The following is a 15,250-nucleotide window of genomic DNA, read 5'->3' as shown; positions in this document are numbered from 1 at the left end:
AATGACGACGCTGAACTTTATCGAACAGGGTCTTCGTGTTCTCAATATTGAACGCCAAGCACTTAATGACATAGCGCAATATGTAGATGAAAATTTTCATCAAGCATGCCAATTAATGTTTGACTGCGAAGGTCGAATTATTGTTATTGGCATGGGTAAATCAGGCCATATAGGTAATAAAATTGCAGCAACACTTGCAAGTACAGGAAGCCCTGCCTTTTTTGTACACCCAGGCGAAGCTAGCCATGGCGATTTAGGAATGATCACCAAAAACGATGTTGTCATGCTTATTTCAAACTCAGGTGAGACGAGTGAAGTTTTAAATATTATCCCTGTTTTAAAACGCCTTGGCGCAAAAATAATCGCCATGACAGGCAATACTAAATCGACCATGGCAACACATGCAAATGTACATGTATGCATTAAAGTAGAAAAAGAAGCATGCTCTTTAGGGTTAGCACCAACGGCGAGCACTACAGCGACTCTTGCTATGGGCGATGCGATGGCAGTGGCTCTGTTAGAAGCTCGTGGTTTTACCGCCGATGATTTTGCGCTTTCTCACCCTGGGGGCAGTTTAGGCAAACGATTATTACTAATCTTAAAAGATGTTATGCACAGCGGCGCAAATACACCTATTATTAGCGTCTCACAAACCGTAAAAGATGCACTTATTGAAATGTCAGCCAAAGGCCTTGGTATGACAGCCATTGTTGATAAAAGTAATCAGCTAGTGGGATTATTTACCGACGGTGATTTACGCCGTATTTTAGAGCAAAGACTAGATATTCATACAACACAAATAGACCTTGTTATGACTAGGTCATGCACAACAGCTACACAAGATATTTTAGCTGCTGAAGCGCTTAATATAATGGAACACAAACGTATAAATGGCTTGATTGTTGTTAATGAGCAAAACCAGCCTATTGGCGCACTAAATATGCAAGACTTATTAAAAGCAGGAGTATTATAAATGCAATTTGAAGAACTCTATCAACCGCTGAGTGCTGATGCAAAAGCACGTGCTAAAAAAGTAAAATTACTTATATGCGATATTGATGGTGTATTTTCTGATGGCCGAATTTATCTTGGCAATCAAGGTGAAGAGCTCAAAGCATTTAATACAAAAGATGGTTTTGGCATTAAAGCGCTTATAAACAGTGGCTTTGAAGTGGCTGTTATTACTGGTCGCCATTCGCAGATAGTGCAACAACGTATGACCAGTTTAACAGTACAACATATTTATCAAGGTCAAGAAAACAAGCTTATTGCTTACGAAGAGCTAAAAAACAAGCTTCACCTAAGTGATGATCAAATTGCCTACATTGGTGATGATGGCCCCGATATGCCGGTAATGGAATTAGTCGGGTTTGCCGTTGCAGTTAACGATGCTCACCCACTAATCAAGCGTTTATCACATTACACGACACAGATGCTGGGTGGTTTTGGCGCAGTGAGAGAACTAACCGACTTACTTATGCTAGAGAACGACAAACCACTTACTAGCAAAGGTACTAGTTCATGAATACAGCGCGCATAATTTTAAGCGTTTTATTCATCAGCTGTATGGTTTGGCTTTGGTACCCTTATTTTACACAAACAAATATGACAGCTCAGGTTGAAGCTGAAGTTATCGCTAAGCCTGATTATATTGCTATTGAGCTAAAACAAACGGCCTATGATGAAAATGGTAAAATTAATCATAAAGTTACAGCTGCTAAAATGGAGTTATATCAACAGCTAGGCTTTACCTTTTTTGAAAAGCCCATTTTCACCTTATATAACGAAAAACAAACATGGCGAATAAATGCAGACGAAGCAACGTTATATGAAGGAAAACAATTAATTTTAGAAGGTAACGTGGTTGCCAATAATCTTACTGATAATGCAATGATAGACAAGATTAATGCGGATAATATTCAAGTAGATATAAAACTACTCACGATGCGTTCAGAGCAACCCGTTATTGTTACGGGACCCAATTTAAAGATCACCGGTAAAGGCCTTGAAGCCGATTTAAAAACTGAAGTGATAAAACTTATTAACCATACGCGAACTATATATTATGACCAATAAAATTTCAAAAATACTTATTATTCCGACACTTATACTAGCTTTCAACCTTAGCGCTGCTGAACAAGCGATTCAACCTGCAGCGAATCAAATATCAATAAGTGCCGACAAACAAGAAGGCCAATTAAAAGAAAACGTCGGAATTTTTGAAAAAAATGTTGAGATTATTCACGGCAACCGTCGTATTACAGCCGACCGTTTAGAAGTACATAAACGTGATGAATTAGGCGATAATAAACAGCTACTAATTGCAACTGGTAGCCCTGCATATTTCGAAGAAAAACAAACTGATGGCACTATAATGAGCGCCAGCGCAAACGAAGTTCGTTATGATGTAGCTAAACGATTTTTAACCCTTATTGGCGATGCACAAGTATCGCAAGCGGGTCAAAAAATAAATGCCAAGAGTATTACTTACGATATGCAACAGCAATTAATTAGCGCTGAAAAAGACGAAAACTCAACCGATCGTGTGCATACTATTTTAGTACCTATTGAGACTAAAAAAGAAAAAAACGATAAAGGTCAGCCATGAGTACATTAAAAGCAGAACTATTAGCTAAAAGTTATAAAGGCCGTGAAGTTGTAAAAAATGTAGGTTTGGAAGTAAAGGCTGGCAGCATAGTCGGGTTACTTGGCCCTAATGGTGCAGGTAAAACCACAACGTTTTATATGATTGTAGGCCTTGTACCTAGTGATAAAGGCAAGATTTCTATCGACGATAACGATATTACTCTTTTACCTATGCATAGTCGTGCTAGATTAGGCATTGGTTACTTACCCCAAGAATCATCAATTTTTAGAAAGCTTACTGTTTATCAAAATTTAATGGCTATTTTAGAAACACGTAAAGAGCTAAATAAGCAAGCAAGAGAAGACACACTTAACAATTTATTAGATGAATTTAGTATTCAGCACATTCGTGATAGCCAAGGTATGGCATTATCAGGAGGCGAGCGTCGCCGAGTTGAAATAGCGCGAGCACTAGCCGCTGATCCTAAATTTATATTGCTTGATGAGCCTTTTGCTGGTGTTGACCCTATTTCAGTGTTAGATATAAAGAAAATAATAGAACATCTTAAAAATCGTGGTATTGGTGTGTTAATTACCGACCATAATGTAAGAGAAACTCTTGATGTTTGCGAAAAAGCCTACATAGTTTCTCATGGTGAGTTAATTGCATCAGGCACTCCAGAACACGTATTAAACGATAAAACAGTACGTGATGTTTATTTAGGCGAGCAATTTAGGCTGTAACATTTACGCCATGTCTTTAAGCATCTGCTAGTATTAATTATAACAACATAAAAGGATTGTTAGAGATACATGAGGCAATCATTACAGCTGCGCATGGGCCAGCAACTTACAATGACTCCACAGCTGCAACAAGCAATTCGCCTGTTGCAACTCAGTACATTGGATCTCCAGCAAGAAATACAAGAAGCACTCGACAGCAACCCCCTATTAGAGGTTGAAGAACAAGATTACGCCGAAGATTCTGCTGGTAAAAACGAGCAAAAAGCAGATAACGACGATGTCACTGTTAGCGCAAATGCTGATGATGTTCCGAGCGAATATGAGCAAGACAGTGGTGAAGCACTTGCTAAAGATACGCTAAGTGATGAAATGGCTATGGATGTTAGTTGGGATGAATATATGAGCGCAGCCCCAGCGTCATCATCAGGACCAATGCCTGAAGATGAATCTATATACCAAGGCTCCTCGACTGAAACGCTCCACGAATACCTAATGTGGCAACTACAACTGACTCCCTTTAGTCCTACCGATGAAGCGATTGCGATTGCGATTGTTGAAGCCGTCGATGATTCGGGTATTTTAACGCTAAGCTGCGAAGAAATTTTAGAAAGTTTTAATCAAGAGAACGAAGAAGACAACGAAGTTGAACTTGACGAAATAGAAGCTGTTTTAAAACGAATTCAATTGTTTGACCCTGTTGGTATTGCAGCACGTAGTTTACAAGAATGCTTATGTATTCAGCTGAACCAATACGATAAAGAAACACCCTATATTAATGAAACAAAAATGATTTTAACCGAGCACATTGATCTATTAGCTGCTCGCGACTATCGTACATTAATGAAAAAAACAAAGCTCAAAGAAGAAGAGCTTAAAGAAATAATGACTTTAATACATACTCTTAGCCCAAAACCGGCGGATACTATAGTTAGAGAAGAATCTGAGTATGTAATTCCTGATGTATCGGTGAAAAAAATAAAAGGTCGCTGGGTTGTTGAACTAAACCCAGATAGCATGCCTAAAATCAGAGTCAACAGCCAATATGCAGCAATGTCACGCACCGTTAAATCAAGTGGTGATAGCCAGTTTATTCGCTCGCATCTACAAGAAGCTAAATGGTTTATTAAAAGTTTAGAAAGTAGAAACGATACACTATTAAAAGTAACTAATTGTATTGTTAAGCAACAACAAGGTTTTTTTGAGCATGGCCCAGAAGCCATGAAACCAATGGTTTTAAATGATGTAGCAGAAATGGTCGAAATGCACGAATCAACTATTTCACGCGTAACAACTCAAAAATATATGCATACACCTCGCGGTATTTTTGAGCTTAAATATTTTTTCTCAAGCCATGTAAGTACTGAAAATGGAGGCGAATGCTCATCAACAGCAATACGCGCTCTCATTAAAAAATTAATCGCAGCAGAAAACTCAGCAAAACCATTGAGTGATAGTAAAATTGCAGATATATTAGCTGAGCAAGGAATAAAAGTAGCGAGACGTACAATCGCAAAGTATCGCGAATCTCTAGCTATTCCACCGTCAAATCAGCGAAAAAGTTTGATTTAAGACGCTAAACAAAGAGGGTAATGCTTATGCAACTAAACTTAACTGGTCGTCACGTAGAAGTAACTGATTCATTAAGAGATTATGTAAATACCAAATTTGCGAAGCTAGAAAGACACTCAGATCATATTAATAATGTTCATGTCATTCTTGATATAGAAAAATTAAACCAAAAAGCTGAGGCAACGATTCATGTAAGTGGAGCTGAGTTATTTGCCTCTACTGAACATCAAGATATGTACGCCGCCATTGACTCGCTGATTGACAAGCTCGATCGCCAAGTTATTAAACACAAAGAGAAGCTTGCTCGACACTAATATTATGAAATTAAGTTCACTTATATGCCAGGACTGCAGCAGAGCTGCGGTCCTTTTTAATAGTAAAAAAAGAATTTTAGAGTTCATCAGTCAACTTGCTCATGACAAGCTCCCATATCTTTCTCAACAAGATATTCTCAGCGCCTTAATGAATAGAGAAAAACTGGGAAGCACTGGTATAGGAAGAGGCATTGCAATCCCTCATGGGCGAATGAGCGGCGCAGAAGAGCCCTTAGCACTCGTATTAGTAAGCGAAACACCTATTAATTTTGATGCAATAGATAATCGCCCTGTTGATATATTTGTTGCTCTCATCGTACCTGATGGCGATAACCAGCAGCACTTAAAGACGCTCGCAACGATAGCTGATAAACTAAATAATAAAGATTTTTGTAAACAGTTACGCAGCGCAAAATCAGATACTGAACTGTATCAAGTTATTGTAGAACAATCGTAATTAACATAATGGGTGATAAATGGAATTAATTATCATAAGTGGCCGTTCCGGTTCTGGAAAATCGGTTGCTTTACGCGTAGTTGAAGATTTAGGTTATTATTGCGTAGATAATATTCCAATTAATCTGCTACCTTCTTTAGTGAGAAGTGTATCTGATAACTACGACAAAATTGCAGTTAGTATTGATGTCCGTAATTTACCAAAAGAGCAAGATGAATTTAACGATATCCTTGAATACTTACCTGGCTTTGCTAAACCGACTCTGTTTTATCTAGACAGTGAGGATCAAACATTAATTAAACGTTTTTCTGAGACTCGCCGTCTACACCCGTTATCAGTTGACTCATTACCTCTTGATTTAGCTATAAAAAAAGAAAAAGAACTACTCGATGTTCTCACTACTCGCGCTGACTATATGATCGACACGAGTGATTTAAGTGTTCATCAACTTGCTGAATCAATTCGTGAAAAAATTCTGGGTAAAAAAGATAAACAACTCATTGTTACTTTTGAGTCATTTGGCTTTAAACACGGCATTCCTAAGGAAGCTGATTATGTCTTTGATGCACGCTTTTTACCGAACCCACATTGGGAGCCAGAATTAAAACCTTTAAATGGCTTAGACCAACCCGTAAAGGATTACTTAGCCAGCCACAGCATTGTCCAAAAGTTCACTTGGCAAATTCAAACTTTTGTACAAACATGGTTGCCACATTTAGAGCGAAATAACCGTAGCTACTTAACTATTGCTATAGGTTGTACTGGTGGGCAACATCGCTCAGTATATTTAGCACAAACGATTGGTGAAAGTTTTTCGATGACACATCCAAATGTAAAAATCCGCCATAGAGAACAAGAAAAATAACTCATTCAAAATAATCATCTGTTCAGCTTAGGTAGAGTAACTTATGCGTTTAGAAGACACTTTTTTAATAAAAAATAAATTAGGACTTCATGCAAGAGCCGCTACAGTATTAGCGCAACTTGCTATTAAATTTGATGCCTCAATCATGATATATCAAGATGATAAAGAAGCGCCTGGGGACAGTGTATTGGCTTTAATGCTACTGGAAAGCAGTCAAGGAAAAGAGGTAAAAGTAGTGTGTGAGGGCCCTGATGCCGAACAAGCTTTAAATGCCGTTGGTCAATTGATAGCACAACGCTTTAATGAAGAAGAATAGCACTTAGCTAAAAACCGAAACTAAGATAAACTAAATGTGGTTAATTACCCCATTAATAAACCTCCCTATCCATAGTTATATAAAAATCAATAAGGACGCCAATGCCTGAAGCTTTTGAACAAGACTATCCACTACAACAATTAAAACAAGTGACAAAGTCGCTTAACAGTGGTCAATTTGTTCAAGTTAGGCGGATGTTAGCAAAAACAGCTCCTTGTGATACCGCATTATTATTAGAGTCATCGCCGCATAAAATTCGCCGACTACTTTGGCAATTGGTTGACCCTGATGTACAAGGTGATGTTCTTGAAGAGCTTTCCGAAGATGTTCGTTTAGGCATTATTGCCCAAATGGAACCTGAGCACATTGCAGCCGCAACTGAAGACATGGGCCACGATGACTTAGGTGAAGTACTCCGTAGTTTACCAGACACCGTTTATAAAGACGTTGTCAGCGCTATGGATATTCAAGACCGTGAACGTGCAACACAAGCACTTTCATATCAAGAGCGTTCAGCTGGCGCGCTAATGAACACCGATACGGTAACCATTCGCCCTGATGTAACGCTCGATGTTGTACTTAGATATATTAGGCTACGTGGGGAGCTACCAGAAGGTACAGATGATCTATATGTTGTTGATAAACACAACTGTTTTATAGGCGCTCTATCACTGAGTACGTTATTAACGAACCCACCTGAAAAAATTGTTCGCGATTTAATGGATGAAGATTGTGAATCAATCCCAATTTCAATGGATGAAAGTGAAGTCGCGCAACTATTTGAGCGCCATAATTGGATATCAGCACCTGTTGTGGATGATAACGATCAATTACTTGGTCGTGTCACTATCGATGATATTGTTGACGTAATTCGAGAAGATGCAGAGCATAGTTTACTAGGCTTAGCCGGTCTAGATGATGAAGAAGATACCTTTGCGCCAGTACTCAAAAGCTCTAAAAAGCGCTCAGTTTGGTTAGGTGTCAATTTACTAACCGCACTTGCAGCGGCCTTTGTTGCTAGCTTTTTTGAAGGAACACTAGATGTTTTACCTATTTTGGCGGTACTAAACGGTATTGTCCCTTCTATGGGTGGCGTTGCAGGAAGTCAATCGTTAACGCTTGTTATACGCGGTATTGCAGTAGGCCATATAAACCAAACAAACCAACGCTTTTTAATGATGAAAGAACTTGCCATTGGTGCGTTAAACGGTATTTTGTGGTCATTATTAATTGCAGGTGTTATTGCCCTATGGCAATGGGACTTTATGCTTGGTGGTGTACTTGCCTTCGCTATGTTCATGAACTTAGTCGTGGCTGGTGTGGCTGGCGCAAGTATTCCAATAATACTTAAAAGAATGAATATAGACCCCGCACTTGCAGGGAGTGTGGTGCTAACCACTGTCACAGATATTGTTGGTATATTCGCCTTTTTAGGAACTGCTACCTGGTTGCTGGTATAAATTAGAAATTTTTGCAAATAACTAAAGTAAAAAATACTTAGGGTAAAGCTGCAACGATGACAACGAATATCAAGAATAAAAAAGAGACACCTAAAAAAACGCTAAAACAAAAAGGGTTATCAATATTAAAAAGTGTATTGGTATATGGCTCCATATTTTTCGTCATTTATACTGCCGTCAATTGGTGGCGGCAACCTGTCATGCCAGCAAATCCTCAATTACAATTAACAGATTATAAAGGGAAAAACATTGATCTAGCTGCAATGAGCCAAGATAAACCAACCCTTGTGTATTTTTGGGGAACTTGGTGCTCTATTTGTAGTATTACCTCCCCTGCCATAAACGAACTCGCAAACGAGAATAATTATCCTGTCGTGAGCATCGCAATAAAATCAGGTTCTGATCAAGAACTACATAACTATCTAAATGATCATGGCTACAGTTTTACGACCGTCAACGATCAACACAGTGAGATATTTACCGATTGGCAAGGGCAAGTCACGCCATCTTATATAATCTTAAAAGATAATAAAATGACGCAAGGGCTAACAGGTATTCAGCCGTTATGGTCACTTAAATTACGTTTGTGGGTATCATCAACGTTTTAAGAAAAAACTAGCTGCAAATATATAGGCACTAAATACGCGCAGCTCAAAGAGGGGGCTCTAAAAGCTCACTCTTTATCATCTACAATAATATTGATAATAAAGAGCAAGGTTAACTCAACTTACGTATTACGAAGGCTGAAAAGCGCGTATCGCAATTAAACTAATAACTGGCAGATTGAATTACTAACGTGTACTTTGACGATTACCACCTACTTTTGGTTTAGTGTTTGCCTTTTTAAATTGGCTAAAACCGGTATGTCGCGTTAATGCTGGTCGCCCGCCTTTTTTACCGCCTTTACCTATTTTTTCATCACGCCCTTCTTCTGGCACTAAACAGTTAGGCCCTTTACCAATTAAATTAGCTTTACCCATTTTACGTAGTGCTTCACGTATCATCGGCCAACCTGCTGCATCATGGTAGCGTAAAATAGCTTTATGCAATCTACGTTGGCGAGCGCCTTTAGGTACTGGAACAACTTCTGAGTTGTTTTTTATATTACGTAAAGAGTTCATCTCTGTATGGTAAATAGTCGTCGCATTAGCCATAGGTGATGGGTAAAAATTTTGTACCTGATCAAGCTTAAAGTCGTTTGATTTAAGCCATAAAGCCATATTTACCATATCTTCATCTTTTGTACCTGGGTGAGCAGATATAAAGTAAGGAATTAAATACTGCTTTTTACCGGCTTCTTTAGAGTACTTATCAAATAGCTCTTTAAATTGATCGTACGCTCCCATACCTGGTTTCATCATTTTTGATAATGGACCATCCTCTGTATGCTCTGGCGCTATTTTTAAGTAGCCACCCACATGATGAGTTACTAACTCTTTAACGTAACGAGGGTCGCGTACAGCTAGGTCATAACGAACACCTGAAGCAATCAATACCTTTTTAATACCCTTAACTTCACGTGCTTTTTTATACAAATCTATTGTTGGCGTATGATCTGTATCCATGTGTTTACAAATATCAGGATATACACATGATAAGCGTCTACAGGTACTCTCTGCCTTTTTGCTCGTACAGCGCAGCTTATACATATTCGCCGTTGGACCACCTAAATCAGAAATAACACCAGTAAAGCCGGGAACTTTATCTCTAATTTGTTCAATTTCTTCAATAATAGATTCTTGCGAACGACTTTGAATAATGCGCCCTTCATGCTCTGTAATTGAGCAAAACGAACAACCACCAAAACAGCCACGCATAATATTAACTGATGTTTTAATCATATCGTAAGCAGGTATTTTAGCATCACCATAACTTGGGTGAGGAATACGCTGATACGGCAAACCAAATACAGCATCCATTTCATGTGTTTCTAACGGGTATGCTGGCGGGTTTACCCAAATAGAACGATCGCCGTGTCGCTGAAACAGCGCTCTTGCACAACCAGGATTTGTTTCTTGATGCAAAATGCGCGAGGCGTGGGCGTACAAAGGTTTGTTAACACTTACTTGCTCATAAGCAGGTAACTTAACGTAGGTTTTTTCCCACGGTTTAGGTCGCGCAGGCTGAACCATAATTGGTTTTGCAGCTTCAGCTTTTAAATCAATACCGGCTTGTTTAAATTCAGATTTACTACAGCCAACATCATCCGCGCCATATGGGTTTGGAATAGGGTCGATTTTACCAATTTTATCAATAGCGGTAGAATCACTGCCACGCCAACCAGGTAGGGGTTCTTTTCGAATAACAGCCGTGCCGCGAATATCCTGAATCGTATCCATCGTTTCACCGGCCGCAATACGGTGTGCAACTTCAACTAACGGGCGCTCTGCGTTGCCATAAATTAAAATATCCGCTTTTGCATCAAACAAAATACTACGACGTACTTTTTCTTGCCAATAATCATAATGAGCAATACGACGAAGGCTAGCTTCAATACCACCAATAACAATGGGGATACCTTTGTATGCTTCACGGCATTTTTGCGAGTAAATCATTACGGCACGATCGGGGCGTTTACCGCCGACGTTATCAGGTGTGTAAGCATCATCATGACGCATACGCTTTTCGGCAGTATAGCGGTTGATCATTGAATCCATGTTCCCAGCTGTTACACCAAAAAATAAATTCGGTCTGCCTAGCTCCATAAATGCATCTTTAGAGTCCCATGCTGGCTGGGCAATAATGCCCACTCTAAAGCCTTGCGCTTCAAGTACACGGCCAATTACCGCCATACCAAAACTAGGATGATCAACGTACGCGTCGCCACTGATAATAATTATGTCGCAGCTATCCCAGCCAAGTGCATCCATTTCTTCACGTGTAGTAGGTAAAAATGGCGCGGTGCCATAACATTCAGCCCAATATTTAGGGTATGAAAATAAGGCGCGCTTAGCTTTGAGTGTGCTCATAAATTTAGCCGTAGAATAACAAAAGGCGCGAATTATACCTTATAGCATTGTTTATATATACAACATTACAATCTGTGATGCGCCTTTAGCTGTAAAATCTTAATTTAACTTTAATTATTTTGCTTATTAATAAACTCAATTAATTCGTGCTCAGGCATCGGCTTGGCATACATAAACCCTTGCACCTCATCGCACCCTAAATCTTTCAAAAATTTAGCTTGTTCCTGCGTTTCAACTCCTTCTGCTATCGTTTTTAAACCCAACTTAGCACCAAGTGATATAACCAAAGCAGCAATTGCACCGGTGTCATCATTTGGTAAACCTTTAATAAACGCCCTATCTATTTTTAATCTATCAATTGGTAAACTCTGGATATAACTTAAAGATGAAAAGCCTGTACCAAAATCATCAATAGCCACCTCAACACCTAATTTTTTGAGTTCTTGGAGTGTATTAATGACAGTTTCTAACTCATCCATAACCACACTTTCAGTTACTTCCAACTCTATATTTTTTGGCTGCACACCATATTTTAATAATGTATTTTTAACGGTTTGTGCATACCCTTTTACTTTAAATTGTGGAACAGATACATTTACTGCAATGCAAATATCTGCGCCGGCACTCTCCAATCGTTTTTGTTGCTGGCATGCTTGCTCTAATACCCATTGTCCAATATCAACTATTAGCCCTGCATCTTCAGCTAAGGGAATAAATACAGCAGGTGAAATATAAGTGCCATTTTCTAAAGGCCAGCGCAGAAGCGCCTCACAGCCAATTAATGATAGATCATTAAACGCCAATTGAGGCTGATACCACACCTCTAGTTTATTTCTAGCAAAATCATGCCTTAGTTGCCTAATAATACCGAGTCGCCATGCAATGGCGTCCTCCATATCAACGCAGTAATAAACACCTTCTTTATGTTTATTCTTTTTAGCTTGATTAAGCGCAATATAAGCTACTTTGAGGGTTTCAATACCTGTACTTTGAAAATCTTGCTGTTGACATAAACCAATTTTAAACCCCACCGGTAATATATGCTCTGCAGCACAAAATGAAATACTAAGTTTTTCGTTAAAGTCTGTAATATTAAATTCATTTTTAAGGATAACAAAACCAAATACATCAGCCCCAATACGTGATAGTAATTTAGCTGTTGGGTAAATTTCCTTTAAACGCTCAACAATAGCAATTAATAACTTATTACCAACCTCTTGCCCTAAACCATTATTAACATCCGAAAAATTCATTACATCAAGTAAAACAAGTAGGTAGTCATTTTTTTGTGGCTTTTGATAGCGCTCTATTCGCTCAATAAAATTAGTTCGATTGGAAATACCTGTCAGTACGTCTCTGTAAGCCGCGTCCCTTAACTTAACAAATAGCCTAACGTTATCTAAAGCAATGCTTACATTTGCAAAAAATATTTCTGCAAATTGCAATTGAGTACGCGTGATCACTTCGTCGCATTCAATATAAATGGCTGCTTTTCTGTGCTTACTTCTTAAAACAAATGTAGCGCTAGTATCTGTATATTGATGTTTTTTTTGACTAAAAGACGCTTCTACTTCATTGTATATCCGACTATCAACCTCAGCTAAATTTTCTCCAAAGTATGTTTCATAGCGCGTGCAACCACCCAAGACTTGAATGTAATTATTACCGTCTAGTTTGCTGCAAATTAAGCCTTTATCCGGACACTGTAAAATAACACTTAAGTGCTTTATAATTCTTCTGCACAGTACTTTTATGTCGGTCTGCCCTAAAATAGACTTCGAAGCCGATAAAATAGAGTCCATTGCTTTATGCTGGTACTCTAATTGGCCAATTTGTTCATATGAGCGAATTGCAGTAATTAAAGAGGTGACGAGCTTAGAACGTGTTAATTCCGTTTTTGTTTTATAATCATTGATGTCATATTCACGAGTTACTTTTTCTTCAGGTATGATACCGGCTTGCCCTGTACGTAAAATAATCCTAACATGTTGGTTATTAAGCTCCTCACGGACCCGCCTTACAACCTGTAAACCTGCATCATCAGTTTCCATTATCACATCTAAAAAAATGACTGAGATTGAGTTTTTTTGAGATAATATAGCAATAGCTTCAGCACCAGAATAAGCATCATGAAATCGAAATCCAGCTCCTTTGTATTCCAACCCAGAGAGAGCTAATTTAGTTACAGAATGAATAGCAGGATCGTCATCGACGATTAAAATATCCCAACAATCAGAAGGCTCTGAGATGACTTCATCATGGTCTTCTTTTAAAAATAAAAAACCGCTCGATTCTGATGACATTCATGCTCCTATTAATAACAAGCAAAAAACAACCAACTTAAAAACAATAACTTAGTAAAAATAACAGCTCAACATTCTCGTCAACACCTTAGTTAGGATTAGATTGTTTGAACTTCTAAGTTTACAGCTTTAGATTTAGATTTTGGTTTACAACTCTACTCATACTATAGTCTACTAATGGAAAGTTGTTATATTTTAAGTAAATAATTCAGTTAAGGCCTAATTATTAAATTATTAAAAACACTGTTAAAATGTCTCTTAATTTTGTTACTCACTATTATTATTATTGGCTTAATGCTTCCTCAAAACTATAGCGTCAATAAGACTATCGAAGTGAATGCAAGTATTCGTACTATCAAATCATTAACAACCGATTTTGATGAATGGCATAAATGGTCTCCTTGGCAACAAGTCGATCCATCCATTAAATTTGCAGTTAGTGAACCAAGTGCTGGTATTGGAGCTCATCAATCATGGACCAGTAAATGGGGGCATGGTGAGATGACAATTACTGCATTAAATGATCGTAAGATGGTATTTAATACCTTATTAAATAATGAACATATCGTACAAGGCACATTGACGTTTACAACTAATAGTAACAACAGTGTAAATGTAGAGTGCCATATTGAAGGGCAAGCAACGACAATACTTGTTTCTGGTTACATGGCTATATTTAGCGAATATGTGCTCAATAATACAATTGCATTAGGGCTAAATAATTTAAAAACAGTTGCTCAACTAAGTGATATACAAAATGTAATGGAAAGTCATGACAGTCAAAACAGCACAAGCAAGAATTAATCTCGCAAACATCATAGAATCATTACTTGGTTACTCTATAACCAAGGTAGGAAGTAATGGCGCACTCTCAAACGATGAAAAAAACTATAACCCACAGGGGAAAATAAAACCGCTGTACCATATTAGTAGCGATAATTCAGTTTTAGCTCGCGCTCAAAAGCGACAAGATTTACTACTTATTAAGCAACAGCAAAATATTGAAACAATCTTAGCGATGGCAATGGCGTTTTGTCCCGATGTAGCAAGTAGCAAACAACCTGATGCGGATTGGGTAGAGCACTTTATTGGGCTCTGTGAAGACACCTCAAACGAATCAATGCAAACATTATGGGCAAAAATACTTACAGGCGAAACTCTCAATCCTGGAACATTTTCAATTAAGAGCCTGCAAACACTTAAGCACATGACTCAGCGCGAAGCCGATGCATTACAAAAATGTGTATCACTAAGTAGCTATAACGAAAAAGACGACAGTCACTTTATTTTACTCGGATTTTATAAAAAACCATCGATTTTTGACTTACTACGCAAAGGCAATAAAGTATCTCTAAATTTAGGAAAAACAGGTATCAGCTTTCCTGACATTTTAACTTTAATGGATCTTAACTTATTGTATCGAAAAGAAATTGAATCAGCCGTGTTAAAATCAGGGCAAGAACTTACGCTTTCATTTTTTTCTCAAAAAGTAACGTTAAAAGCAAAAAGCAATGATTTAGTACTGAGTTATTACAAATTCACTCAAACGGGTGATGAGCTATCTAAACTAATAAACGTTCCAGTAAATAAAGTGTATAAACAATTAATAAATAGTGCATTAGAAGTAGAATTTGATTTAGCGTGGCATGCTACTAAGTAGTAAACCA

16 protein-coding genes are annotated in these 15,250 nt (G+C 38.1%); 14 read left to right on the top strand and 2 right to left on the bottom strand.

The features are described 5' to 3' along the window. Position 1 precedes the first annotated feature (1 nt). From P20495_RS11535 to P20495_RS11585, 12 genes are all read left to right on the top strand, one after another. Positions 2 to 973, top strand: coding sequence for a KpsF/GutQ family sugar-phosphate isomerase (locus P20495_RS11535; RefSeq protein ID WP_008135829.1), 972 nt, complete (start codon positions 2 to 4; stop codon positions 971 to 973). Beyond that, a complete protein-coding gene (kdsC, locus tag P20495_RS11540; protein ID WP_007378304.1) occupies positions 974 to 1,525 on the top strand; it encodes a 3-deoxy-manno-octulosonate-8-phosphatase KdsC in 552 nt (183 codons plus the stop codon). After that, positions 1,522 to 2,076 (top strand): LPS export ABC transporter periplasmic protein LptC, encoded by a 555-nt coding sequence (gene lptC, locus P20495_RS11545; protein ID WP_008135827.1) that lies wholly within the window; start codon positions 1,522 to 1,524, stop codon positions 2,074 to 2,076. The genes kdsC and lptC overlap by 4 nt, the downstream gene beginning before the upstream one ends. After that, complete coding sequence (lptA, locus tag P20495_RS11550) at positions 2,066 to 2,608, top strand: lipopolysaccharide transport periplasmic protein LptA (protein ID WP_007378302.1); 543 nt, start codon at positions 2,066 to 2,068, stop codon at positions 2,606 to 2,608. The genes lptC and lptA overlap by 11 nt, the downstream gene beginning before the upstream one ends. Next, positions 2,605 to 3,330 (top strand): LPS export ABC transporter ATP-binding protein, encoded by a 726-nt coding sequence (gene lptB, locus P20495_RS11555; RefSeq protein ID WP_007378301.1) that lies wholly within the window; start codon positions 2,605 to 2,607, stop codon positions 3,328 to 3,330. Before lptA ends, lptB begins: the two co-directional genes overlap by 4 nt. Positions 3,331 to 3,399: 69 nt before the next feature. Then, a complete protein-coding gene (locus P20495_RS11560) occupies positions 3,400 to 4,899 on the top strand; it encodes an RNA polymerase factor sigma-54 (RefSeq protein WP_007378300.1) in 1,500 nt (499 codons plus the stop codon). A gap of 26 nt (positions 4,900 to 4,925) precedes the next feature. Continuing rightward, complete coding sequence (hpf, locus tag P20495_RS11565; protein ID WP_007378299.1) at positions 4,926 to 5,213, top strand: ribosome hibernation promoting factor; 288 nt, start codon at positions 4,926 to 4,928, stop codon at positions 5,211 to 5,213. Between the two features lie 4 nt (positions 5,214 to 5,217). After that, positions 5,218 to 5,670 (top strand): PTS IIA-like nitrogen regulatory protein PtsN, encoded by a 453-nt coding sequence (ptsN, locus tag P20495_RS20470; protein WP_033015583.1) that lies wholly within the window; start codon positions 5,218 to 5,220, stop codon positions 5,668 to 5,670. Between the two features lie 19 nt (positions 5,671 to 5,689). Then, the gene (gene rapZ / locus P20495_RS11570) at positions 5,690 to 6,535 is read left to right on the top strand and encodes an RNase adapter RapZ (protein ID WP_007378297.1); all 846 of its coding nucleotides are present in this window, start codon (positions 5,690 to 5,692) and stop codon (positions 6,533 to 6,535) included. Between the two features lie 43 nt (positions 6,536 to 6,578). Further along, positions 6,579 to 6,851, top strand: coding sequence for an HPr family phosphocarrier protein (locus tag P20495_RS11575; RefSeq protein WP_007378296.1), 273 nt, complete (start codon positions 6,579 to 6,581; stop codon positions 6,849 to 6,851). Positions 6,852 to 6,952: 101 nt separating this feature from the next. Beyond that, positions 6,953 to 8,311: a magnesium transporter gene (gene mgtE, locus P20495_RS11580; RefSeq protein ID WP_007378295.1), complete on the top strand. Its 1,359-nt coding sequence runs from the start codon at positions 6,953 to 6,955 to the stop codon at positions 8,309 to 8,311. A 56-nt stretch (positions 8,312 to 8,367) separates the two neighbouring features. Next, a complete protein-coding gene (locus tag P20495_RS11585) occupies positions 8,368 to 8,919 on the top strand; it encodes a protein disulfide oxidoreductase (protein WP_008135821.1) in 552 nt (183 codons plus the stop codon). Between the two features lie 183 nt (positions 8,920 to 9,102). On the opposite strand, the gene P20495_RS11590 is transcribed toward P20495_RS11585, so the two are convergent. Both P20495_RS11590 and P20495_RS11595 read right to left on the bottom strand, forming a co-directional pair. Then, positions 9,103 to 11,280: a YgiQ family radical SAM protein gene (locus tag P20495_RS11590; protein ID WP_007378293.1), complete on the bottom strand. Its 2,178-nt coding sequence runs from the start codon at positions 11,278 to 11,280 to the stop codon at positions 9,103 to 9,105. Between the two features lie 110 nt (positions 11,281 to 11,390). Then, positions 11,391 to 13,583 (bottom strand): EAL domain-containing protein, encoded by a 2,193-nt coding sequence (locus P20495_RS11595; protein ID WP_008135819.1) that lies wholly within the window; start codon positions 13,581 to 13,583, stop codon positions 11,391 to 11,393. A 264-nt stretch (positions 13,584 to 13,847) separates the two neighbouring features. On the opposite strand from P20495_RS11595, the gene P20495_RS11600 reads away from it, so the two are divergent. Next, positions 13,848 to 14,387 carry an SRPBCC family protein gene (locus P20495_RS11600; protein ID WP_008135818.1) on the top strand — a complete coding sequence of 180 codons (540 nt, stop codon included), beginning with the start codon at positions 13,848 to 13,850 and terminating at the stop codon, positions 14,385 to 14,387. Next, positions 14,356 to 15,243, top strand: coding sequence for a TIGR03899 family protein (locus tag P20495_RS11605; RefSeq protein WP_007378289.1), 888 nt, complete (start codon positions 14,356 to 14,358; stop codon positions 15,241 to 15,243). The genes P20495_RS11600 and P20495_RS11605 overlap by 32 nt, the downstream gene beginning before the upstream one ends. Positions 15,244 to 15,250 lie beyond the last annotated feature (7 nt).

Origin of the sequence: Pseudoalteromonas sp. BSi20495 (assembly GCF_000241185.1) — a bacterium.
GTDB lineage: Bacteria > Pseudomonadota > Gammaproteobacteria > Enterobacterales > Alteromonadaceae > Pseudoalteromonas > Pseudoalteromonas fuliginea.
The sequence above is the reverse complement of the archived record's forward strand: the minus strand, read 5'-3'. Positions and strand labels throughout refer to the sequence as shown.